The sequence below is a fragment of the Streptomyces sp. NPDC002403 genome (assembly GCF_053593015.1).
In genome coordinates this window covers 1-20,298 of record NZ_JBSFBQ010000019.1, presented here as the reverse complement: position 1 = coordinate 20,298, position 20,298 = coordinate 1, and the positions used below count along the sequence as shown (strand labels likewise).

The window sequence follows — 20,298 nt, the reverse complement described above, 5'->3', positions numbered from 1 at the left end:
GGCCCATGGATGCTGGGCCCGGCACGCCGGGTCCGTGAACCGCGTGCATCTCCCCCGACGCCGGAAAGAGGCTTTCATGCCTGCGTTACCCCACCCGACCACTGTCGCCGCCGAGGAGACCGTCCGCTCCCGGCTCGACAAGCTCCGCGATGCCCGCGTCGTCGTGACCGGCGGCGGCGGACTCGTCGGCAGCAGACTGGTCGCGCTGCTCCGGAGCGCCGGATGCGCCGTCACCGTCCTGGACCGCATGGACGCCTACCCCGAGTCCGGCCACGAGACCTTCGGCGTGGCGCGCAGCGGCGCCCGGCTGGTCGTCGGTGACATCCGCGACGCCGACACCGTCGGGACACTGCTGCGGGACGCCGACTTCGTGGTCCACGCGGCCGCCTACGCGGACGTCGCGGCCTGCACCCGGCGCCCGGACATCGCCTTCCGCGCCAACGTCGAGGGAACCCAGGTCGTCCTGGAGCAGGCCGCGCGATTCCCGGTCCGTCGGCTCGTCCTCGTCTCCTCGGCGTCCGTGTACGGCAACGGCGCACCCGGTGTCGAGGGGCCGCAGGTCTTCCACGAGGACATGCCGCTCGACCCGGTGTCCGTGTACGCCAACGGCAAGCTCTGGGCCGAGCACCAGACCCGCCTGATGCTCGGTGCCGCCAGTGGTACCGAGTACGCGGTGGTGCGCTACTTCTCCGTGTACGGCGAGCCCCAGATCCCCAAACCGGGCAGCCACTCCTGGATGGTGCCCTGGCTCTCGCTCCAGGCGCGCCTCGGCCGGCCCATGCGGCTCAACGGCGGCGGGAACCAGGTCCGCGACCTCGTCCACGTCGACGACATCGCCGAGGCCACCGCGCTCGCCCTGACCGAGGAACAGATGGCCGGGCAGACCGTCAACATCGGCACGGGCCGCCCCACTTCGGTCCGCGAGGTGGCCGATCTGATCGCCCCGTACTTCCCCGGATCGCGGCGGATCGTCACCCCGCGCCCCGAGGGCGATCCGCTCGGGGGCTACGCCTGCGTCGAGCGCTCCCGCGAGCTGCTGCGCTGGCAGGCCCGCATCGGGGTCCCGGAGGGCGTGGACCGGTACGTGCGGTGGCTGCTGGAGACGCCGGAGGCCATGCCACGCTGGCTGGCCGAGGAGCCCGCTGATCCGGAAGGGGCGTGACACGCTGCGCACCGACGCGCCCATGCGGCGCATGGACTGCGACGAAGGCGACACGCACACGATGAGTTACACCGGTTCCTACATCTGGTCATTGCGCCGGCAGGTCGGCTCCAGGACGCTGCTGGTGCCCGGCGCACAGGTGCTGCTGATCGACAGCGAGGGCCGCGGGCTGTTCCAGCAGCGCGCGGACACCGGGGTCTGGGAGCTCCCGGCCGGCTCCTGCGAGGAGGACGGCGACTTCACCGACGCCGCCGTCCGCGAGGTCGCCGAGGAGACCGGCCTGCGGCTGGAGCGGGAGGACCTGGTGGCGTTCGGGACGCTCTCCGACCCCCGGGTGCACACCCTGACCTATCCGAACGGGGACGTGACGCACTGCTTCGCGCTCTGCTTCGTCGCCCGGCGCTGGGCGGGGGAGCTGTCGCCCGGCGCCGACGAGGTGCGCCAAGCCCTGTTCCGGCCGCTCGACGCCCCGCCCCGGCCACTGCACCCGCCCACGGAGGTGGTGCTGTCCATGTACGAGAGTTTCCGCGTGGAAGGCAGGTTTCAAGCCCGGTGAACGCCATGGATCCGATACGCGCGGTGGCGCCCTGCCGGGCCTGCCTGTCCGGCGAGGACCTGGACTGGCTCGGCGGGGGCCGGTCGGTGAGTCTCGCGCTCGGCCTGATGACGACCGTGGAGACCGGTCCCGGCCCCGCGCCGGGGGAAGGGGCCGAGGACGGCTGGCAGCGGGAGGTGTGGGCGTTCCTGCGCGAGCGGCTGCCCGGACTCGGCCCGCGCCCGCCCGCCGTCACGGTACGCAGCGAGGCACCCGCGGCCAGCGGTCTGTCGTCGTCCACGGCACGGATCGTGGCGCTGTTCCGGGCGTTCGCCGACGTCTCCCTCAGCGGGCGGCGCGTCGGTGACGCCACGATCACGCAGTGGGCGTACGAGTTCGAGTTCGCCGTCTTCAACGGCGGCGGCATGGACCATCTGGCGGTCGTCGAGGGCGGTGCGCTCCTCCTCGACGGCCGCGAGCAAGGACTCCCTGCCGTACGGGACCGGCTGGAGTTCCCCGAGGAGTGGCGGGTGGTCGTCGTGGACTCCGGCACCCGCAAGGACACCGGACACCACATCCGGGACGTGCGGGCGCAGCTCGCGGCGGGCGACCCCGCGCTGGCCGCCTACCGGTCCGCGGCCGACGCGGCCTCGGGCCGGGTGTGGGAGGCGCTGCGCCGCCGGGACCTGGCGGCGCTCGGGGCCGCGATGGCCGATGCCCACGCGGCCATGCGGGACCACCAGCGGATGTCGACGCCGCTCCTGGAGGAGCTGCGGACGGTCGCACTGCGCTCCGCCGGCCTGCCGCTGAAGCTCAGCGGGGCCGGCGGGGGCGGTGCGCTGGTCGGCATCTGCCCGGCGGACGGGGCGGCCGGGACGGTGGACCGCCTCGCGCGGGTCCTGCGCGTCTCCCATCCCGGCGCCCGGGTCGTGCCCACCACGGCTGCCCCGGGCGCCCGGCGGGAGCCGGTGCCGGTGGCGGGAGGTCAGAGGAAGGGGTCGTAGTCCTGCGCGGGCGGGAGCTCGCCGGTTCCGCGGGCGATGCGTTCCAGCTCCAGGTTGGAGCGGTGGCGCGCGCAGTGGAACCGGCAGTCCCGGCTCGGGTCGACGATTCCCCGGCGGTCCGCGTCCTGCCAGATGGTGGCGAGGTCGTCGGTGACGGCGTCGCCGATCTTCGCGAGCGGGTTGCCCCGGTGGTAGGCGCACACGTACACCCCGGACGGGGTGATGAGCGTGCGGAGTTCGGCGACCCGGCAGCGGTCGTACTCCTTGGGCTGGACGGGGCCGGTGTGGCCGCGCAGCGAGGTGAGCGTGGAGGAGTTGACGAGCTGGAAGTGCTCGCTCTCCAGGCGGGCGGCCTCGGCGAGCTGGCGGTCGACGGACTCCAGCATCTCGCCGGGGACCTGCACGATGTGGTGGTCGTCGTCGAACATGGCCTTGGTCTCGAAGTAGTCGCAGCCGATGTCGTGGGCCAGTTCGGCGGCGCGCAGCACCTCGTGGTGGTTGGTGACGGTCTGCCCGCCGGGCTCCTGACGGGACATCACGAGGAAGGAGTAGCCCAGCGCACCGGTCTTCTCGGCGGCGAGCAGCCGCATGTTCTCGATGACCTTGTCGAAGACGCTGCGGCCCTTGCGGTCCGGCCGGAACACGCCGTACGTCCCGGCGGTGCCGGCGTCGACGGAGACCCGGACCCAGCTGGCGTAACGGGCGAGTTCGGCGAGGTTCTGCCGGATCATCGTGCCGTTGGTGACGACCCCGACGGCCAGGCCCGCTTCACCGAGGATGCGTAACACCTTGCGGGTGCCGCGATGGGCCAGGGGTTCCCCGCCGCCTATGAGGACCACCGCCCGTACGGACATGGCGACGAGCTCCTCGGCGAGGGCGGCGAGCCGCTCCGGGGTGAACCGGCCCTGGTTGAGGAGCTTTCCGCTGATGCACTCGGGGCAGGCCAGGTCGCAGAACGTGGTCGGGTCGAGGTCCACGACGAGCGGGGCGCTGGAGGGCTCGCCGGCGGCTGCCTGGAGGATCCGGGGCCAGCCCGTGGGCTGGTACAGCTTGGAGACGAGGTCGAGACGGTCGTGCGTCACAGGGTTCTCCTCTGTGGGGTGTACGGGGTTCGTCGGCGGGGCGCAGCGGATCCGGCCGGGCGGCGCTCAGCCCTTGACCGCTCCGGTGGCCAGCCCCGCGGCGATCTTGCGCTGGACGGCCAGGAAGAAGACGACGACGGGCAGGGCGGTGAGCGTGGCGCCCGCCATCAGCCCGCCGTAGTCGGTGCCGAAGCTGGTCTGGAAGGAGACCAGCCAGATGCTGAGGGTCTGCTTCTCCGGGGTGGACAGCAGGACGTAGACGAGGACGTACTCGTTCCACGCCTGCACCATCGCGAAGACGGAGGTGGCGACGAGTCCGGGCGCGAGCAGCGGCAGGACGATGCGGACGAAGGCACCGAACCGGCCGCAGCCGTCGACCATCGCCGCTTCCTCCAGCTCCGCCGGGATCGCGGCGATGAAGCCGTGCAGCATCCACACGGTGAACGGCAGGGTGAAGACGAGGTAGACGAGGATCACCCCGCCGAGGCTGTCGGTGAGACCGGCGTCGTTGAGCAGCAGGTACACGGGGATGATCAGGGCGGCGAGCGGGATCATCTGGACGGTGAGGATCACCACGACGAAGGCCTTGCGGCCGGCGAAGCGGAAACGGGCCAGGGCGAACGCGGCGAGGGTCCCGACCACGAGGGAGACGAGTACGGTGCCGAGGCCGATGACCGCGCTGGAGCGGACGTTGGGCCAGAAGGTCTCCGTACCCATCGCGCGGGCGAAGTTGTCGAGCGTGGGGCTGCTCGGCCAGAACTCGGGCGGCAGACTGAGGATCTCGGTCGCGGGCCGGAACGCGGTGAGCACCATCCAGTAGACCGGGAATCCGAGGATCGCGGCCACGACGAGGCCCAGCAGGTCGTAACGGCGTCGGGGCCGCCGTACGGCCGCTGCCCCGTGCCCCTTGCGTGCCGCGCTCATTCGGCCTCACCCAGCCTCAGCATCTGCCGCAGGTAGACGACGGCACCGGCGAGCAGCAGGACCACGGTGACCACGGCGATCGCGGCTCCGGTGCTGTAGCGGTTGACGGCGAACGACTCGATGAAGGAGTAGACGCCGAGCAGGTAGTACTCGCGCTCCGGCTGTCCGCCGCGCATCAGCCAGATCTGGTTGAAGACGCCGAAGTCCCAGATCGCCATCAGGGTGGTGACCATCACGAAGAGGGGCTTGATCGCGGGGAAGGTGACGTACCGGAACACCTGGGACGGGCGGGCGCCGTCGATGAGGGCGGCCTCCTCCAGCTCCGGCGGGATCTGGGTGAGCGCCGCGTGCAGGCTGACGGCGGCGAACGGCAGCGCACCCCACACGACGACCGCGGTGATCACGGCGAAGCCCTGCCAGGGATCGGTGAACCAGTTGTGCCGGGCGAGGTCGACTCCGGGCAGCGTCGAGAGGAGCCAGTTGACGAGCCCGTAGTCCGCGTCGAAGAGCCAGCGGAAGATGGCCGCGGCCACCATCACCGGCATCGCCCACACCGCGACGAGCACACCGGCGAGGACCGCCCGCACCCAGGGCGACGTCCGCCGCATCAGCAGCGCGACGATCAGGCCGAGCACCATGGTGAGGGCGACGCAGACGACGGTGAACAGGGCAGTGCGGGCCACCACCGTCCAGAAAAACCCGTCGCCGAGGATCGTCCGGAACTGTCCGAGACCGGCCCAGGGCGGCGTCGCACCGCTGAACAGCTCCTTGCGGGTCATGTCCTGGAAGGCCAGGGTCACCATGTCGACCAGCGGGTAGCCGAGGACCACCAGTAGGGCGAGGAAGGACGGGGCGATCAGCAGGTAGGGCAGAGGGGGGCGCGGCCTCCGCCCGGCCGGATCAGCGCTCATTGATCACCGCGTCGATCCTGCCGTCCGCCTCGCGCGCGGCGTCCCGCACGGACGCCTTTCCGGTGGCGATGCGCTCCAGCATCTCGGGCAGGACGTTGGACTTCTCCACCGAGGTCCAGCCGGGGGCGAGCGGGGTGACCCAGCCCCGCGCGGCGGCCTGGGCGGCCGGACCGTTGATACCACCGGCGGCGACATCGGCCAGCTGCACCGTGTTGTTCGGGAGGGTGTTGGCGGCGATCAGCTTCCGCTGCGACTCGCCGTCGGTGAACAGACGGATCCAGTCGGCGGCCAGCTCCTGGTTCCGCGACTTGGCGGGCACGGCCAGGGTGGATCCCCCGAGGAACGGCGGAAGCAGCTGCCCGGAGGGGCCGGGGAAGGCGAAAGTGGCGAACTTGCCCTTGAGACGCGGGTCGCCTCCGGAACGGGCGTCGGCGGCGGCCTGCGCCTCCCAGGTGTTGCCGTAGAAGACGCCGACCTTGCCCTGCCCGACGACGGCCGGCTGGTCGCCGTTGTCCTTCGCCCGGTCTCCGACGTAGTAGTCGTCCAGGAGCTTCTTCCAGGCGGTGAGCCCGGCGACGGACTTCGGCGAGGAGAGGGCACCCTGCCAGCGGCCGTCCTTCTCCACCGCCATCTCGCCCCCCGCGTCCTTGACGAAGCCCATGGCGGCGTACCAGTAGCGGCCGGGCATGTAGAAGGCCGAGAAGCCGCGGTCCTCGGCTCCGTACTTCGCCTTGAGCCGGTCCAGGCCGGAGATCAGCTCCGGGTAGGTGCGCGGGGCGCGGGTGATCCCGGCGCCCTTGAAGTAGTCGGTGCGGTAGACACCGACGCGCGCTCCCGCGTAATACGGCACGCAGTACGTCCGGTTGTCGTGGCGACAGGCGTCGGCGAGCGCGGGCAGCCACTGCCCGGACCGCTCGAAGGTCTTCGGGTCCAGTGGCGCGAAGGCGTCGTTGACGATGTAGTTGGTGGTCTCGCTGTTGCCCATCTCCACCACGTCGGGCACGTTGCGGCCCGCGAGGACGGCGTCCAGCTTCTGGTTCTTCGTCGTCCACTGCTGGTACTGGACATCGACCTTCACGCCCGGGTGCTGCTCCGCGAACCGCTTGTTGGCGGAAGCGACCATCTCCGGCCAGCTCTCGCGGGCGTCCACGGTCAGCCACACCTTCAGATCGCCGCCCGCGCTCCCGCCCGGCGCGCCGCCCTCTCCCGAGCTGCACCCCACCACCGTGAACAGCAACAGGGCTCCCAGGATCCCGGATCGGCGGGGCAGACGCAGTGTCATGGATTCCTCCGTGCGGGATTCATCGAGACGTACGGGACTCGGGCGACGGTCTTCTCACTACCCCGCGGACCGGGGCTCCCCGCCACGACACGGAGTTTCGGCCGGAAGACAACGGTGTGCTTCCCACCAAGGGCCCAGCGTTCCCCCGCTGCGCTGCGCCGATGTCATCGGCCGCCCGGGGGACGGGGGCCGTACTCAGGCCACGGTGACGCGAATGCCCCGGTGCGTAGCCGAGTGACTCTTGACGGTGACGGTGCGCTGCCCGCAGTTTGAGCCCCTGCGGCACTCCACGACCCCGATCGAAGGGCTTGTACGTGACCGAGCAGACGACCACCGCGTCCGACACCTCCGCCCCCGCCGGCTCCGAGCGCCCCGTGCGGGTCAACGCATGGAACGGCTGGGACCCGCTGCGGCATGTGATCGTCGGCCGCGCGGAGGGCACCGTGGTGCAGGCCCCCGAACACGCGGTGCGCCGCGACTACCCCGACGACGGCTTCCCGCTGGGGACGTACGGCCCCATGCCGGCGGACATGGTGGCCGAGGCCGAGCAGCAGCTCGACGACTTCGCGGACATGCTGCGCCGGCGCGGCATCCGGGTGGACCGCCCCACCCCGGTCGACTTCACCCAGGAGGTGTCCACGCCGGAGTGGACGCACGACTCGATGTTCGGCTGCATGCCGCCCCGGGACCTGCTGCTCACGGTCGGCAACGAGGTCCTCGAAGCGACCATGTCGTACCGCAGCCGCTGGTTCGAGTACCTGTGCTACCGGCCGGTGCTGCAGAGCCTGTTCGACGCCGACGACCGGATGCGCTGGGAGGCCGCGCCCAAGCCACGGCTCACGGACGCCTCCTACAGGACCGGGTTCTGGGACACGTACAACGACCTGCCGACCGAGGAGCAGCTGGCCCGGGTCCGCGACTACGACCTGGTGCTCACGGAGGCGGAGCCGCTCTTCGACGCCGCGGACGTGGCACGGTTCGGCAAGGACCTCTTCGTGCAGCTGTCGTTCGTCACCAACAGGAGCGGCTACGAGTGGCTGCGCCGTCACTTCCCCGACCACCGGGTGCACGCGGTGACCTCGACCAACACGCATCCGCTGCACATCGACGCGACCTGGGTGCCGTTGCGCCCCGGCCTCGTGCTGCACTGCGGGGAGCGGCTCGCCGACGCCGAGCTGATGGAGTTCTTCAAGCTCAACGACTGGGAGATCGTGGAGGCCGTGCAGCCGGCCAGCTGGGACCATCCGCCGAAGCTGTCCTTCTGCAGTCCGTGGCTCGCCGGGAACATGCTGAACCTCGACGCGAACACGCTGTGCGTGGAGGAGAAGGAGGTGCGGCTCGCCGAGCAGCTGTCCTCGTACGGATTCGAGATCGTGCCGGTGCCGTTCCGGGCGGTCGGGCCGTTCGGCGGCGGGCTGCACTGCGCGACCGTCGACATCGAGCGGGACGGCACCATGGAGGACTACTTCCCGCAGCGGTACGGCCGGTTCTAGGCGGATCCGCGGTGGGGAGGGACGGGATCGGCGCGGTCGTCCTCGACTTCTACGGGACGCTCGTACGGATGGTGGAGCCGCTGCCGCCGGACCACCGCGGCATCTTCGCCCGCCGGGGCCTGACGGCGCAGGCCGAACTCTGGGGCGACCAGTGGTCGGTGGGCCCCGGCGAGGGCGAGGAGCACGCCGCGCACTCGGCCGACGAGACGGCGTACGTGACGTGGGAGCGCGACCGGCTGCGGCGCCGGGCGCGGGCCTGCGGTGTGCCGGAGTCCGGGCTCGAAGGCCTGGTCGCCGAGCTCGACCGGGCGATGAAGGCGGTCCGGCTCGACCTCTACCCGGATGTGCCCGGGGTGCTCGCAGAGCTGCGGGCCCGGGGCCTGCTGATCGGGGTGTGCTCCAACTGGTTCTGGAACCTGGAGGAGTGTGTCGCGGCGGTGGGGATCGGCGGGGCCGTGGACGTGGTGGTGGGCTCCGCGCGGGCGGGCGCCCGCAAGCCGCACCCGCTGATCTACCGCACGCTGGTGGAGCGCTGCGCGCTGCCGGCGGACCGGGTGCTGTTCGTCGGGGACATGTGGGTGCCCGATGTGCTCGGCCCACTGGCGGCGGGGATGCGGGCGGTGCACCTGTGGCGGCCCGACCGGGCGGTGGACGGTGTCGCGCCGCCCCTGCCGGAGGGGGCGGCGCGGATCACCGGCCTGCGGGAGCTCATCCCGGCAGTGGACTCCGGTGACGGAGACGGTCGAGGAGGTTCCGGGTGACACGGACGACGGCCGGGTCCTGTTCGTGTCCGCAGACCACGGGCCAGTCCGTGGTGCCCGCGGTGAAGACGGTGCCGCCGGCCGTGTAGAGGCCCATCGTCGCGGCACGCGGGCTGCTGATGGACGGTTCGCGCACGGGGCCGTTCCAGTGACCCCATTTGAAATGATGGAAATCCTCGTGCACCGGTTCGAGGACGTGAATTCCGAGAATGAGGAAGGAGTCCGGAGTCCCGTCCTCCCCGGTGGCACGGGCGATTCCTTCCCCGTCGTACGAGAATGCTGCTCCGTCGCATTCGTATCCGATGAGAGGCGTACCGGCCCCCAGCCGGTCCGCCGTTCCCCCGTCGGATCCGTCGCGCAATCCTGTGCCTTCGTAGATCCAGTGATCGGCGTGCTGCACGGTGTATCCGACGCGGGGCCGGTCGCCGGGCCATTCGGTGGCGGGCCACATTCCACCGTTCCGGAAACTCACCCCGGTGAGCGCGTTCTCCGGATTCCCGACCCCGTCGGGAACGGGTGCCCACCACTGGTCGGTGGCGGGCAGATGAGGGTATTCGTCGCCGACGTGGTGGTCGGTGTCCGAGACGAAAGCGGTGTTCCGGTCCGTGGGATGCACCCGCCACCAGCAGGTGTTGGCGCTGAGAAAGGCGATGTTCCCGCCGTCGCGGACGAATCGCTCCGCGTGGGCCCGCATCGCCGCACTCCAGTATTCGTCGTGCCCGACGCTGAGCAGGAGGTCGTACGAGGAGAGCAGCCCGGGGTCCTCGTGCAGATCGAGGTCGGTGCAGTACTCGACGGGGTAGCCGTGACGTTCCAGCCAGGCGATGAAGGGCGCGTCCCAGTAGGCGAGGTCGATCACGCCCCCGGGGCGGTGGAGGCTGACCTTGTGGCCTCGGGGTTCCCCACCACCGCCGGCCCGGTGGACGGGGTGGTCGTAGAGGCTGACGGCGCGTTCCAGACCGGGACGGTCGGAGCGGTTGTAGGCGTGCCGGGTGAAGGTGGACTTCTTGTAGAGGATGCGGGAACGGCTGCCGGGGGCCCGGGGGCGTACGACGAAGAACTCCCGCGCATGCCCTTCGAGCTGCTCCGCGCCGAGGAGGGGCGGATTTCCGGGGCGCCCGGGGCCGCATTCGACGAATTCGACCAGATGGATTCCCGGCTGCCAGTCCTCCGGTACGGGAACGGTGAGCGGCGGCCAGTCCCAGTCGTCGGCGGGCGAAGCCAGTCCGGGTAATCCGTCGGGATGACCGGGCGGGGTGTGCTGGGTGCCCGGATACTCCTCGGATTCCCCGACGGGTATGAGTTCCCGGCCGAGCCGGTAGAAACGAAGACGGAACCGCGGGGCGTCGGTGGAGAGATGAAGTGTCACTTCCCCGCCGACGGTGACGCTTTCGCGTCCGAGATATCCCTCAATCATGCCGCTCATGCTAGGCAGGTGTCACAGGTACGACAACGGTGCTGCCAACCGGCCATTCCATGCCCGGTTTTCGGACACGGCGAGTGGATCGAGACTCTCTGTCCCGCCTTCTGGGTAGGGCGGGATCCGGAATGGAGCACGGGCCGTCCGTCGACCGGTGAGGGGCTCGCATGAGCAATGAATTCCGCGGTGAATTCCGTGTACGGGAACTGGTGCTGGGGATCGAGGGGCTCGCGCTGCTGCGCCACGCCGTGGACGGTGACGAGAAATTCCTCCAGGAACGGGTGGCGGAGATCCGCCGCTTCGCCCTCGACGGGGAGAAGCTTCCGGACGGCGGCGCCGTGGTCAGCGAGCTCGATGCGGCGGCGGGCTACGCCTCCTGGTCGGCGGTGTACGACTCGCTGCCCAGCTCGTACATCGAGGTGGAGGAGCCGGTCGTCCGCACGATCCTGGACGGGATCGCACCGGGAGTGGCGCTCGACGCCGCCTGCGGCACCGGCCGCCAGACCAGGGCGCTGACCGCTTTCGGTCACCACGTCATCGGCGTCGACCAGTCGCCGCAGATGATCGCCAAGGCCCGCGAGCACGCCCCGGACGCCGAGTTCCGCGTCGGACACCTGGAACGGTTGCCGCTCGACGACGACTCCGTCGATCTCGCCGTCTGCACGCTGGCCATGACGCACCTTCCGGACCTCGCCCCCGGCATGAAGGAGCTGGCCCGGGTGGTCCGGCCGGGCGGGCGGATCATCGTCTCGGACATGCACCCGTTCGTGATCGCGCTCCAGGGACAGTGCCTCTTCGTGCACGGCTCCGAGGAACTCGCCTTCGTCCGCAACCACGTCCATCTGCCGAGCCACTATCTGGAGGCCTTCGGCCGGGCGGGACTGCGGGTGCGCGGCTGCCACGAACCACTGTTCAACGGCCGTCTCGCGCCCGGGGGTTACGAGGAGTTCATCGCCGACGCAGCCCGCGCCGCCTGGGAGGGCCTCCCGATCGTCGTCGTCTGGGACGTCGAGGTCCCCGCCTAGGAAGGAGCCTCCATGGCCCTGGCACTGGTACGCCATTCGGAGCAACCCGAGCTGTGGGACCGCATCCCCGAGCGGTTCGCCGGCGTGGTGCCCGAGTACAACCTGCACGGAGACATCAACGGCGACTACTGGAACCGGCTGTTCGACGACTTCCCGGAGTTCCAGTTCGTCCTCCACGACGACGAGCAGGACGTGATCGCGGGCGCCGGCCGCTCGCTGCCCCGCACCTGGGACGGCACCGCGGCGGACCTCGGCCCCGGACTGGACGACTCGATCGCGCGGGCCTTCGCGGACCGCGACGCCGGGCGTGCCCCGGACGCGCTGTGCGCGCTGGGCATCGAGGTCGCCGAGGACCATCAGGGCCGGGGACTGTCCAAGGTGCTGCTCGACGCGATGGCGGAAACGGCGCGGCGCGCCGGGCTCGCGACGGTCCTGGTGCCGGTGCGTCCCACCTGGAAGGACCGTTATCCGCTGGTGCCGATCGAGCGGTACGCGGCATGGACCCGGGACGACGGAACGCCGTTCGACCCGTGGATCCGGACCCAGGTGGGCGCGGGCGGCACCCTCGCGGCCGCGTCCGGGCGTTCCTCGCGGATCAGCGGGACGGTCGCCGAGTGGGAGAGCTGGACGGGTCTGGCCCTCCCGGAGGACGGGGAGTACGTCTTCCCCGGCGGCCTCGCGCCGCTCCATGTCGACCGGGCACGGGACCTGGCCTCGTACTGGGAGCCGGGGGTGTGGATCACGCACCGGGTCCCGCTCCCTGATCCGTCCTGATCCGAACGAAAGGCCCTAGCCGAGACCTTCGCCCGCGTGGACGGCGGTCCACGCGAACGCGGCCATCGTACGGACCTCGTCCGGGCCCGCCTCGGGGCGGCGCCCGGGCGGGAGTCCGGCGGGTCCGGCGGTGGCGACGGCGGAGTGCCGCAGCCGGTCGAGCGCGTCGGCGGGCACCCCGTCCGGCAGGGGCCCCAGGCGGCGGGAGGCATGGGCGGCCTGCCGTCCGAGCAGCAGGCAGTGGGTCCACAGCTCCTGCGCGAACGCGCCGCCGAAGGTCCGGGCCACCGCCGCCGCGAGGTCCTCGGGCAGATGGGCGTCCCGCGCGGCACGCACCGTGTCCTGCGTGAGGCCGGTCGCGGGCAGTGCGTCGAGCCAGCGGTGGTGGCCGCGCCCGCCGTCGGCGTCCTGCTCCTGCCCGACCAGCCGGATGTAGCCCTCGCCGTACCGCATGTACGGGATCCAGCCCGGCTCCTCCAGGACGCGGCCCCGGGCCAGCAGGGGTGCGGCATCGGCGGCCGAGGTGGGACAGACGGCGAGCCGGATGCCCTGTGCGGCATGGTCGTTGATGCTGGTCGTGCCGATGTGCTCGACGATGTTCGGTACGGCGAGCAGGCTCATCCGGCCGTGCCCCCGGAAGAAGACGGAGAGCAGTTCGTCGTCATGGCGTTCGGTGCTGTCACGGGCGTACGCGCGGAAGCCGGCGGCGCTCCGGGCCGGCAGGCACACGGCGAGGGAGGGCGTGAACTCGTCGGGAACGGCCCGTACCCAGGAGGCACCGGCGAGGGCGGCGAGGCGGGCGGCGGCACCGTTGCGGGCGTGCCAGTTGGTGTAGAAGACCAGCGCCTCGTCGGGGAACCGGCCGGCGGACGCGGTGACGATCTCCAGGAGCTCGGCGGGGGCGTCGACGTCGTCCTGGACGACCAGGTGGTGACTGGCCTCCGGGCCCGCGGCCGACCAGGCGACCAGAGCGGTGCGCAGGGCCGAGGGCGGGCCCGTCGGGGCCGGGTCCATGGCGAGGCCGTCGAGCCGCAGCCGGTCGGCGAGGTCCTGGGCCTGGGCGAGGCGTACGGGGTGGGTCATGACGGCCGAACTCACATGGGGCTTGGTCACCTTGGTCACTCTGCGCTCCTCGGCAGGGGTGGTCGTCGGTCATGGTCGCAGAGCGCGGACCGACGGACCTCGGTGTGCCGGGAGTTTGGCCGGATCAGTGGCGGTGGCGGCTGTTCCAGTGGGAACGGGCGACCGGCTCGCCGTCGGTGGAGAACCGTACGGCGCGGTGGTGACGGGGACCAGCGGCATGGTCGCCGGGCGCGTCCGGGGAACGGTGACCGCGAAGGAGCAGAAGGACGACGACGAGCCAGGACAGGCCGATGACGGCATCGGCGTACACGGTGACGGCGAGCGGCGGGGCGGCGATGTCGTGCACTGCCGCCGCCGCGAGGGCCGCGAGGCCGGTCCCGGCCATGAATAACAGGCACCTCAGGGTGGGCCGCACTGTGAACACCTCTCGTCCGCCGTACCACTTCCACCCAGTGAACGGCAGGCGTTCGCGCCCTGTGACGGTCCATTCCGGCCAGGCTGTTTCCGCCACGTCGCGAGTCGCTCACCGCGTCACCCCCGAAGGCGTCGCGGGCCCGGTGCCGACAGCGGAGCGTCCCCGTCGCAGGTGTCGTCGAGTGGAACGGCTTCGACGGACGCACCATGGAAGGGCGCGAACACGACAGTGGGGGTGACCTGGGCAGGAGTCAGCGGGTGGCACGTGGACGGTTGCGGATCTACCTCGGGGCCGCCCCCGGGGTCGGGAAGACGTACGCCATGCTCGCCGAGGGGCAGCGGCTGCGGGCGCGGGGCGCGGATGTGGTCGTCGGCTTCGTCGAACCGCACGGGCGTCGGCCGACCGCGGCCATGGCCGACGGTCTGGAGACGGTGGCCCGCCGTACGCTGAGCCACCGCGGTGCGCTCTTCCCCGAGATGGATCTCGACGCGGTGCTGGCCCGCCGTCCTCAGGTCGCGCTGGTCGACGAGCTGGCCCACTCCAACGTTCCGGGGGCCCGCAACGCCAAGCGGTGGCAGGACGTGGAGGAGCTCCTGGACGCAGGCATCGATGTCGTCACCACGCTCAATGTCCAGCACCTGGAGTCCCTCAACGACGTGGTACGGCAGATCACGGGCGTCACGCAGCGGGAGACCCTGCCCGACGAGGTGGCCCGCCGTGCCGACCAGATCGAACTGGTCGACCTGCCGCCGGAGGCGCTCCGCCGCCGCATGGTCCACGGCGACATCTATGCGCCGGACCGCATCGAGTCCGCCCTCACTCACTACTTCCGGGTCGGCAACCTCACCGCCCTGCGCGAAATCGCCCTGCTGTGGCTGGCCGACCGGGTGGAGGAAGGGCTGCAGCGCTACCGCGCGGAACACGGCATCGTCGCTCCCTGGGAGACCCGGGAGCGCATCCTGGTGTCCCTGAGCGGCGGGCCGGAGGGCGAGACGCTGGTCCGCCGTGCCGCGCGGATCAGCACTCGTACCCCCGGAACCGAGCTGCTGGCCCTCCATGTGGTCCTGGAGGACGGACTCGCCGGCGTCGAACCGGCGGTACTGGACGCCCAGCGCACCCTTGTGGAGTCGCTCGGGGGCAGCTTCCACCAGACCACGGGCGAGGATGTGGTCGATGCCTTGCTCCAGTTCGCCGAGGCGGAGAACGTCACGCAGATCGTGCTGGGCGCGAGCCGGCACGGCCGCCTCGCCTCCCTCCTGAGAGCCGGCGTGGGAGAGCGGACGATCAAGGGGTCCGGCCCCATCGACGTGCACATCGTCACCCACAGGGAGGCGGCGGGGTCGGCTGTGCTGAGGCTTCCGCGTCCGAGCCGTGGCACGGGCCCGAGACGGTACTGGGCGTCGCTGGCCGGAGCCGTGGTGCTGCTGCCTGTACTGACGTTCCTGCTGACCGCGGTGCGTGGCCACCTCGACCTCTCCAGCGACCTGATCATCTATCTGCTCGCCGTCGTCGTGGTCGCCCTGGTCGGAGGGCTCTACCCCGCGCTGCTCGCCGCCCTTGCCGCCGCGCTGCTCGCCGACTACTACTTCATCGCACCGGTGCACTCGCTGGCCATCGAGCGCCCTGACGCGATTGCCGCGCTCGTGGTGTTCATCGCCACGGCCGCTCTCGTCGGTACGGCAGCGGGAACGGCTGCCCAGCGCACGCATCAGGCCGTGCGCGCGACATCAGAGGCAAGGGCGTTGAGCCGCCTGGCCGCCGCCATGATGCGTGGCCAGGATCTGACGGCACTGGTGGAGCAGATCCGGGAGAACTTCGGTCTCCGTGCGATCAGCCTGCTCGAAAGGGATCCGGAAGCATCTCCCGTGCCCCGTTGGTACGTGGTCGCCAGCGCCGGGGAGCGGCCACCTGAGAAGCCCTACGAGGCGGATGTGGAAAGCCCCGTCGACGACGATCTCACGCTGGCCGTGTGCGGCTCGGGACTGAGTACGGAGGACCGGCGCGTTCTCGCCGCATGCGCCGCCGAACTGGGGCTGGCACATGTCCGGGGACGGATCACCGGGTGTACCGGTGGCGCGGACACCTTCGCTGACGCCGAACGGACCCGGGCGTCCCTGCTCCTCGCGGCAGGACGTGATCTTCGTGCACCGCTGCACACGGCCGAAGCGGCGCTCGTGCGCCTGCGGCGCCGGCGCACCGGCGCGCCGGTCCCGGAGGAAGCGCAGTTGCTGGAAGCTGCCCGCGCGGCGGTGCACCGTGCTGCGCAGCTGGTCACCGATCTCGACGATGTGAGTCGTCTGCACGCCGGGGCACTCGATCTCTACCTCCGCCCGGTCGACCTCAACGAGATGCTGGGTGCCGCCTTGGACGACCTGGGGCCCGGCGGCCACTCGATCATCGTGCGCCTGCCGGAGCGCCTGCCCGACGTGATCGCCGACGCGGCCCTCCTCACCCGTGCTGTGACCGCCCTGGGGGCCGATGCACTGCGTCACAGCCCGCCGGACCGGCCTCCCGTCGTCACCGCCGAGGTCCACGGCGGCCGCGTGAGGATTCGGGTGGAGGACGGTACGTCCGACCCGGGCCGAGGAGCGAGCCCCGAGGCACTGCGGGCTCCGGGCCCCAGGGCCGGCAGCCTGGCCGTGCGGCTGTCGCGCGACCTGGCCGAGGCCATGGACGGGACCCTGGAGACGGCCGCTGAGAGCCCCGGTTTCGCGGTGACGCTCACTTTTCCGAGTTCCGCGCCCGGCCGCACCGCGACATCCGGCCGCGACGAGTGAATACACGCCTTTCGGCATCATCCCATCGGCGCACACGGCTGCGGGGTGATCGCCTCACCAACTGATATAGCGTCAGAAGCGAATCCATCGCGTCTCCGGACCAACCCCATTTGCCGGTCGGGAGGGCCTGGAAGTCCCGTCCCTCATGACTCTGCGGGGGTGCTTCGCGCATGTCGGACATCGCGTACATCGGCCTCACGGTAGCGGTGTTCGCCCTCATCGGCCTGGTCGCCAAGGGGGTCGGACGCCTGTGAACGTGGAAAACACCGTCGGCCTGACCGTCGCCGCGTGCCTCGTGATCTACCTGGTCATCTGTCTGATCTTCCCCGAGAAGTTCTAGGAGAGATCCCGGATGAACGACACCCTCGCGGGCTGGCTCCAGGTACTCGCCCTGATGGTCGCGCTGGGTCTCTCGTTTCGCCCGCTGGGCGACTACATGGCCCGCGTCCTGACCGCTGATCACCACGGGCGGGCCGAGCGCCTGATCTACCGGGCAGGCGGGGTGGACGGCGGCGCCGACCAGAAGTGGTCGGTCTACCTGCGGAGCATCCTGGCCTTCTCGGCCGTATCGGTGTTGTTCCTGTACGCGTTTCTGCGTCTGCAGAACCATCTCCTGCTGTCCCTGGGAATGAAGCCGGTTTCCACGGACCAGTCGTTCAACACCGCGGCATCCTTCGTCACCAATACCAACTGGCAGTCGTATTCCGGTGAGTCGGCGATGGGGCATCTGGTCCAGATGGCGGGCCTGGCGGTGCAGAACTTCGTCTCCGCGGCCGTGGGCATCGCCGTCGTCGCCGCACTGATCCGGGGCTTCAACCGGAAGAAGACCGATCGCGTCGGGAATTTCTGGGTGGACCTGACACGGATCGTGCTTCGCGTTCTGCTGCCGCTGGCCTTCGTCTTCGCGATCGTTCTGGTGGCTGCCGGTACCGTTCAGAATTTCCACGGAATCCACGACATCACCACCATCGCGGGCGGGCACCAGGGCGTGACCGGAGGCCCCGTCGCCTCCCAGGAGTCCATCAAGGAACTGGGCACCAACGGTGGTGGTTTCTACAACGCGAACTCCGCGCACCCCTTCGAGAACCCCAACGCCTTCACCAACCTGATCGAGATCTACCTCATGCTGGTCATCGCCTTCTCGCTCCCGCGGACTTTCGGGACGATGGCCGGCGACAACCGCCAGGGATACGCCGTCGTCGCCGTGATGGCACTGATCTGGGGCGCATCGGCCGCCATCGTCACCGCCAACGAGTTGCACAGCGTCAGCAGCACCGCCGGTCACGCGGCCGGCGGAATGATGGAGGGCAAGGAGACGCGGTTCGGGATCTGGGCCTCGGCCCTGTTCGCCGTGTCCACCACCCTCACGTCGTGCGGAGCGGCCAACTCCTCCCACGACTCGTACACGCCGGGTGGCGGCGGGATGACGATCTTCAACATGATGCTGGGGGAGATCGCGCCCGGCGGCGCCGGGTCCGGGCTCTACGGGATCCTGATCCTGGCGATCGTCGCGGTCTTCGTCGCCGGACTGATGGTCGGCCGGACCCCCGAGTACCTGGGCAAGAAGCTCCGGGGCCGGGAGATGAAGTTCGCCTCGCTCTACATCCTGACCACACCCGTCGTCGCACTGGTGGGCGCGGGGCTGGCGATGGCGCTCCCGGGGGAGAGGGCGGCCATGCTCAATTCCGGACCGCACGGTTTCTCCGAGGTCCTGTACGCCTTCGCGTCGGCGGCGAACAACAACGGCTCGGCGTTCGCGGGGCTGAGCGCGAACACCGTCTGGTACAACACGACACTCGGTGTGGTCATGCTCGTCGGCCGGTTCCTGCCGATGGTGTTCGTCCTGGCGCTCGCCGGCTCGCTCGCCGAACAACAGCCCGTTCCGGTCACCGCGGGCACCCTGCCCACTCACCGGCCGCAGTTCGTCGGACTGCTGAGCGCGGTGATCCTCATCGTTGTCGGCCTGACCTACTTCCCCGCGCTCGCGCTCGGCCCCCTCGCGGAAGGCCTGCACCGATGACCACGACCGCCACCCCCGCTCCCACCCCGCCGGGCGCCGGGCGTCAGCAGAACCGGGTCTCGGGCGGACTGCTCGATCCCGGGCAGCTTCTGACGTCCTTCCCCGACGCCCTGCGCAAGCTGGACCCGCGCGTGATGGTCCACAACCCTGTCATGTTCGTGGTGGAGGTCGGGGCGGTACTGACCACACTGTCGGCCATCGGATCACCCAGTGTCTTCGCCTGGGTGATCACGGGGTGGCTCTGGCTGACATCCGTCTTCGCCAACCTCGCCGAAGCAGTGGCCGAGGGACGCGGCAAGGCCCAGGCGGATACGCTCCGCCGTGCCAGGACGACCACCACGGCCCGCCGTCTCACCGGCTGGCGGCCGGGCGCGACCGACGCCGCGGAACAGGAAGTCCCGGGCGCCGCTCTCCGCCTGGGTGATCACGTCGTCGTCGAGGCCGGGCAGACCATCCCCGGGGACGGAGATGTGGTCGAGGGCATCGCGAGCGTCGACGAATCGGCCATCACAGGCGAGTCGGCACCGGTGATCCGCGAGTCCGGCGGCGACCGGTCGGCCGTCACGGGCGGTACCAAAGTCCTCTCGGACCGGATCGTCGTGAAGATCACCTCCAAGCCGGGGGAGACCTTCATCGACCGGATGATCGCACTCGTGGAGGGGGCCGCGCGGCAGAAGACGCCGAACGAGATCGCGCTCAACATCCTGCTGGCGTCCCTCACGATCATCTTCCTGGTCGCGGTGGCGACCCTCCAGCCCTTCGCCATCTTCGCGGGGGCGGAGCAGACCATCGTCGTCCTCGTCTCCCTCGTGGTGGCCCTTATCCCCACGACGATCGGTGCGCTCCTCTCGGCGATCGGCATCGCGGGCATGGACCGGCTCGTGCAGCGCAACGTGCTGGCCATGTCCGGGCGCGCGGTGGAGGCCGCGGGCGACGTCAACACCCTCCTGCTCGACAAGACGGGCACCATCACGCTCGGCAACCGCCAGGCTGCCGAGTTCCTTCCGGTGAACGGTGTGAGCACCGAGGAACTCGCGGACGCCTCCCAACTGTCCTCGATCGCCGACGAGACACCCGAAGGCCGCTCGATCGTGGTCCTCGCCAAGCAGCGGTACGCGCTGCGCGGCCGCAGCGAAGGAGAGCTGGCCCAGGCACGGTTCGTACCCTTCACCGCCCAGAGCCGGATGAGCGGTGTCGACCTCAACGATCCTCAGGAGAACCTGTCCTTGCGCAAAGGAGCGGCGACGGCCGTGATGCGCTGGGTCCGTGACAACGGCGGCCACCCCACGGCGGAGGTCGGCGGCATCGTCGACGGCATCTCCGCGAGCGGTGGCACCCCGCTGGTCGTCGGCGAAGTGACCCGGCACGGTGACACGCCCGGCGCCCGCATCCTCGGTGTCATCCACCTCAAGGACGTCGTCAAGGAGGGCATGCGGGCGCGGTTCGACGAGCTGCGCCGGATGGGCATCAAGACGGTCATGATCACCGGCGACAACCCGCTCACCGCGCGCGCCATCGCCGAGGAGGCAGGGGTGGACGACTTCCTCGCCGAGGCCACCCCCGAGGACAAGATGGCCCTCATCAAGCGCGAGCAGGGGGGCGGCAAGCTCGTCGCGATGACCGGCGACGG

General features: G+C 70.7%; 18 protein-coding genes. 11 read left to right on the top strand and 7 right to left on the bottom strand.

What is annotated here, in order from left to right:
* Positions 1–76: 76 nt before the first annotated feature.
* The 3 genes from ACWCPY_RS21525 to ACWCPY_RS21515 are packed head-to-tail and all read left to right on the top strand — an operon-like array spanning position 77 to position 2,701.
* Complete coding sequence (locus ACWCPY_RS21525) at positions 77–1,162, top strand: NAD-dependent epimerase/dehydratase family protein (RefSeq protein WP_451267227.1); 1,086 nt, start codon at positions 77–79, stop codon at positions 1,160–1,162.
* Positions 1,163–1,193: 31 nt separating this feature from the next.
* Positions 1,194–1,718, top strand: coding sequence for an NUDIX domain-containing protein (locus ACWCPY_RS21520; protein WP_451267225.1), 525 nt, complete (start codon positions 1,194–1,196; stop codon positions 1,716–1,718).
* 5 nt (positions 1,719–1,723) lie between these two features.
* The gene (locus ACWCPY_RS21515) at positions 1,724–2,701 is read left to right on the top strand and encodes a GHMP family kinase ATP-binding protein (protein ID WP_451267223.1); all 978 of its coding nucleotides are present in this window, start codon (positions 1,724–1,726) and stop codon (positions 2,699–2,701) included.
* Here the strand turns inward: ACWCPY_RS21515 and ACWCPY_RS21510 are convergent.
* The 4 genes from ACWCPY_RS21510 to ACWCPY_RS21495 form a co-directional block, all read right to left on the bottom strand.
* Positions 2,683–3,783 (bottom strand): radical SAM protein, encoded by a 1,101-nt coding sequence (locus ACWCPY_RS21510; RefSeq protein WP_451267221.1) that lies wholly within the window; start codon positions 3,781–3,783, stop codon positions 2,683–2,685. The two genes, ACWCPY_RS21515 and ACWCPY_RS21510, sit on opposite strands and share 19 nt — an antisense overlap.
* A 66-nt stretch (positions 3,784–3,849) precedes the next feature.
* Positions 3,850–4,707, bottom strand: a complete 858-nt coding sequence (locus ACWCPY_RS21505; RefSeq protein ID WP_451267219.1) for a carbohydrate ABC transporter permease — start codon at positions 4,705–4,707, stop codon at positions 3,850–3,852.
* Entirely contained in the window at positions 4,704–5,618 is a 915-nt protein-coding gene (locus ACWCPY_RS21500; protein WP_451267217.1) for a carbohydrate ABC transporter permease, read from the bottom strand. Before ACWCPY_RS21500 ends, ACWCPY_RS21505 begins: the two co-directional genes overlap by 4 nt.
* Positions 5,608–6,900, bottom strand: a complete 1,293-nt coding sequence (locus ACWCPY_RS21495) for an extracellular solute-binding protein (protein ID WP_451267215.1) — start codon at positions 6,898–6,900, stop codon at positions 5,608–5,610. Before ACWCPY_RS21495 ends, ACWCPY_RS21500 begins: the two co-directional genes overlap by 11 nt.
* A gap of 314 nt (positions 6,901–7,214) precedes the next feature.
* On the opposite strand from ACWCPY_RS21495, the gene ACWCPY_RS21490 reads away from it, so the two are divergent.
* Both ACWCPY_RS21490 and ACWCPY_RS21485 read left to right on the top strand, forming a co-directional pair.
* Positions 7,215–8,393 (top strand): serine/threonine protein kinase, encoded by a 1,179-nt coding sequence (locus ACWCPY_RS21490; RefSeq protein ID WP_451267213.1) that lies wholly within the window; start codon positions 7,215–7,217, stop codon positions 8,391–8,393.
* 11 nt (positions 8,394–8,404) lie between these two features.
* Positions 8,405–9,154 carry an HAD family hydrolase gene (locus ACWCPY_RS21485; RefSeq protein ID WP_451267211.1) on the top strand — a complete coding sequence of 250 codons (750 nt, stop codon included), beginning with the start codon at positions 8,405–8,407 and terminating at the stop codon, positions 9,152–9,154.
* On the opposite strand, the gene ACWCPY_RS21480 is transcribed toward ACWCPY_RS21485, so the two are convergent.
* On the bottom strand, positions 9,102–10,571 hold the full coding sequence (locus ACWCPY_RS21480; protein ID WP_451267209.1) for a N,N-dimethylformamidase beta subunit family domain-containing protein: 1,470 nt from the start codon (positions 10,569–10,571) through the stop codon (positions 9,102–9,104). The two genes, ACWCPY_RS21485 and ACWCPY_RS21480, sit on opposite strands and share 53 nt — an antisense overlap.
* Before the next feature lie 170 nt (positions 10,572–10,741).
* On the opposite strand from ACWCPY_RS21480, the gene ACWCPY_RS21475 reads away from it, so the two are divergent.
* Complete coding sequence (locus ACWCPY_RS21475) at positions 10,742–11,599, top strand: class I SAM-dependent methyltransferase (RefSeq protein ID WP_451267207.1); 858 nt, start codon at positions 10,742–10,744, stop codon at positions 11,597–11,599.
* A gap of 12 nt (positions 11,600–11,611) precedes the next feature.
* Positions 11,612–12,373 carry a GNAT family N-acetyltransferase gene (locus tag ACWCPY_RS21470; RefSeq protein WP_451267205.1) on the top strand — a complete coding sequence of 254 codons (762 nt, stop codon included), beginning with the start codon at positions 11,612–11,614 and terminating at the stop codon, positions 12,371–12,373.
* Positions 12,374–12,388: 15 nt separating this feature from the next.
* Here the strand turns inward: ACWCPY_RS21470 and ACWCPY_RS21465 are convergent, their stop codons facing one another.
* Positions 12,389–13,495 (bottom strand): hypothetical protein, encoded by a 1,107-nt coding sequence (locus tag ACWCPY_RS21465; RefSeq protein WP_451267203.1) that lies wholly within the window; start codon positions 13,493–13,495, stop codon positions 12,389–12,391.
* Between the two features lie 85 nt (positions 13,496–13,580).
* Positions 13,581–13,841: a hypothetical protein gene (locus tag ACWCPY_RS21460; protein ID WP_451267201.1), complete on the bottom strand. Its 261-nt coding sequence runs from the start codon at positions 13,839–13,841 to the stop codon at positions 13,581–13,583.
* 287 nt (positions 13,842–14,128) lie between these two features.
* Here ACWCPY_RS21460 and ACWCPY_RS21455 point away from each other — a divergent pair, with 287 nt between their 5' ends.
* The 4 genes from ACWCPY_RS21455 to kdpB form a co-directional block, all read left to right on the top strand.
* Positions 14,129–16,648, top strand: a complete 2,520-nt coding sequence (locus ACWCPY_RS21455; protein ID WP_451267199.1) for a DUF4118 domain-containing protein — start codon at positions 14,129–14,131, stop codon at positions 16,646–16,648.
* Positions 16,649–16,898: 250 nt separating this feature from the next.
* On the top strand, positions 16,899–16,988 hold the full coding sequence (locus ACWCPY_RS21450; RefSeq protein ID WP_451267197.1) for a potassium-transporting ATPase subunit F: 90 nt from the start codon (positions 16,899–16,901) through the stop codon (positions 16,986–16,988).
* A 12-nt stretch (positions 16,989–17,000) separates the two neighbouring features.
* Positions 17,001–18,668 carry a potassium-transporting ATPase subunit KdpA gene (gene kdpA / locus ACWCPY_RS21445; RefSeq protein ID WP_451267195.1) on the top strand — a complete coding sequence of 556 codons (1,668 nt, stop codon included), beginning with the start codon at positions 17,001–17,003 and terminating at the stop codon, positions 18,666–18,668.
* A partial coding sequence (gene kdpB, locus ACWCPY_RS21440) for a potassium-transporting ATPase subunit KdpB (protein WP_451267193.1) occupies positions 18,665–20,298 on the top strand: 1,634 nt, incomplete at its 3' end. The genes kdpA and kdpB, both read left to right, overlap by 4 nt.

What these genes read in the sequence shown, in the direction of transcription:
- ACWCPY_RS21480 (WP_451267209.1), bottom strand. Translation starts at nt 10,571, where the DNA reads ATGATTGAGGGATATCTCGGACGCGAAAGCGTCACCGTCGGCGGGGAA.
- ACWCPY_RS21470 (WP_451267205.1), top strand. Translation starts at nt 11,612, where the DNA reads ATGGCCCTGGCACTGGTACGCCATTCGGAGCAACCCGAGCTGTGGGAC.
- ACWCPY_RS21515 (WP_451267223.1), top strand. Translation starts at nt 1,724, where the DNA reads ATGGATCCGATACGCGCGGTGGCGCCCTGCCGGGCCTGCCTGTCCGGC.
- ACWCPY_RS21495 (WP_451267215.1), bottom strand. Translation starts at nt 6,900, where the DNA reads ATGACACTGCGTCTGCCCCGCCGATCCGGGATCCTGGGAGCCCTGTTG.
- ACWCPY_RS21500 (WP_451267217.1), bottom strand. Translation starts at nt 5,618, where the DNA reads ATGAGCGCTGATCCGGCCGGGCGGAGGCCGCGCCCCCCTCTGCCCTAC.
- ACWCPY_RS21520 (WP_451267225.1), top strand. Translation starts at nt 1,194, where the DNA reads ATGGACTGCGACGAAGGCGACACGCACACGATGAGTTACACCGGTTCC.
- ACWCPY_RS21460 (WP_451267201.1), bottom strand. Translation starts at nt 13,841, where the DNA reads ATGGCCGGGACCGGCCTCGCGGCCCTCGCGGCGGCGGCAGTGCACGAC.
- kdpA (WP_451267195.1), top strand. Translation starts at nt 17,001, where the DNA reads ATGAACGACACCCTCGCGGGCTGGCTCCAGGTACTCGCCCTGATGGTC.
- ACWCPY_RS21475 (WP_451267207.1), top strand. Translation starts at nt 10,742, where the DNA reads ATGAGCAATGAATTCCGCGGTGAATTCCGTGTACGGGAACTGGTGCTG.
- ACWCPY_RS21505 (WP_451267219.1), bottom strand. Translation starts at nt 4,707, where the DNA reads ATGAGCGCGGCACGCAAGGGGCACGGGGCAGCGGCCGTACGGCGGCCC.
- ACWCPY_RS21525 (WP_451267227.1), top strand. Translation starts at nt 77, where the DNA reads ATGCCTGCGTTACCCCACCCGACCACTGTCGCCGCCGAGGAGACCGTC.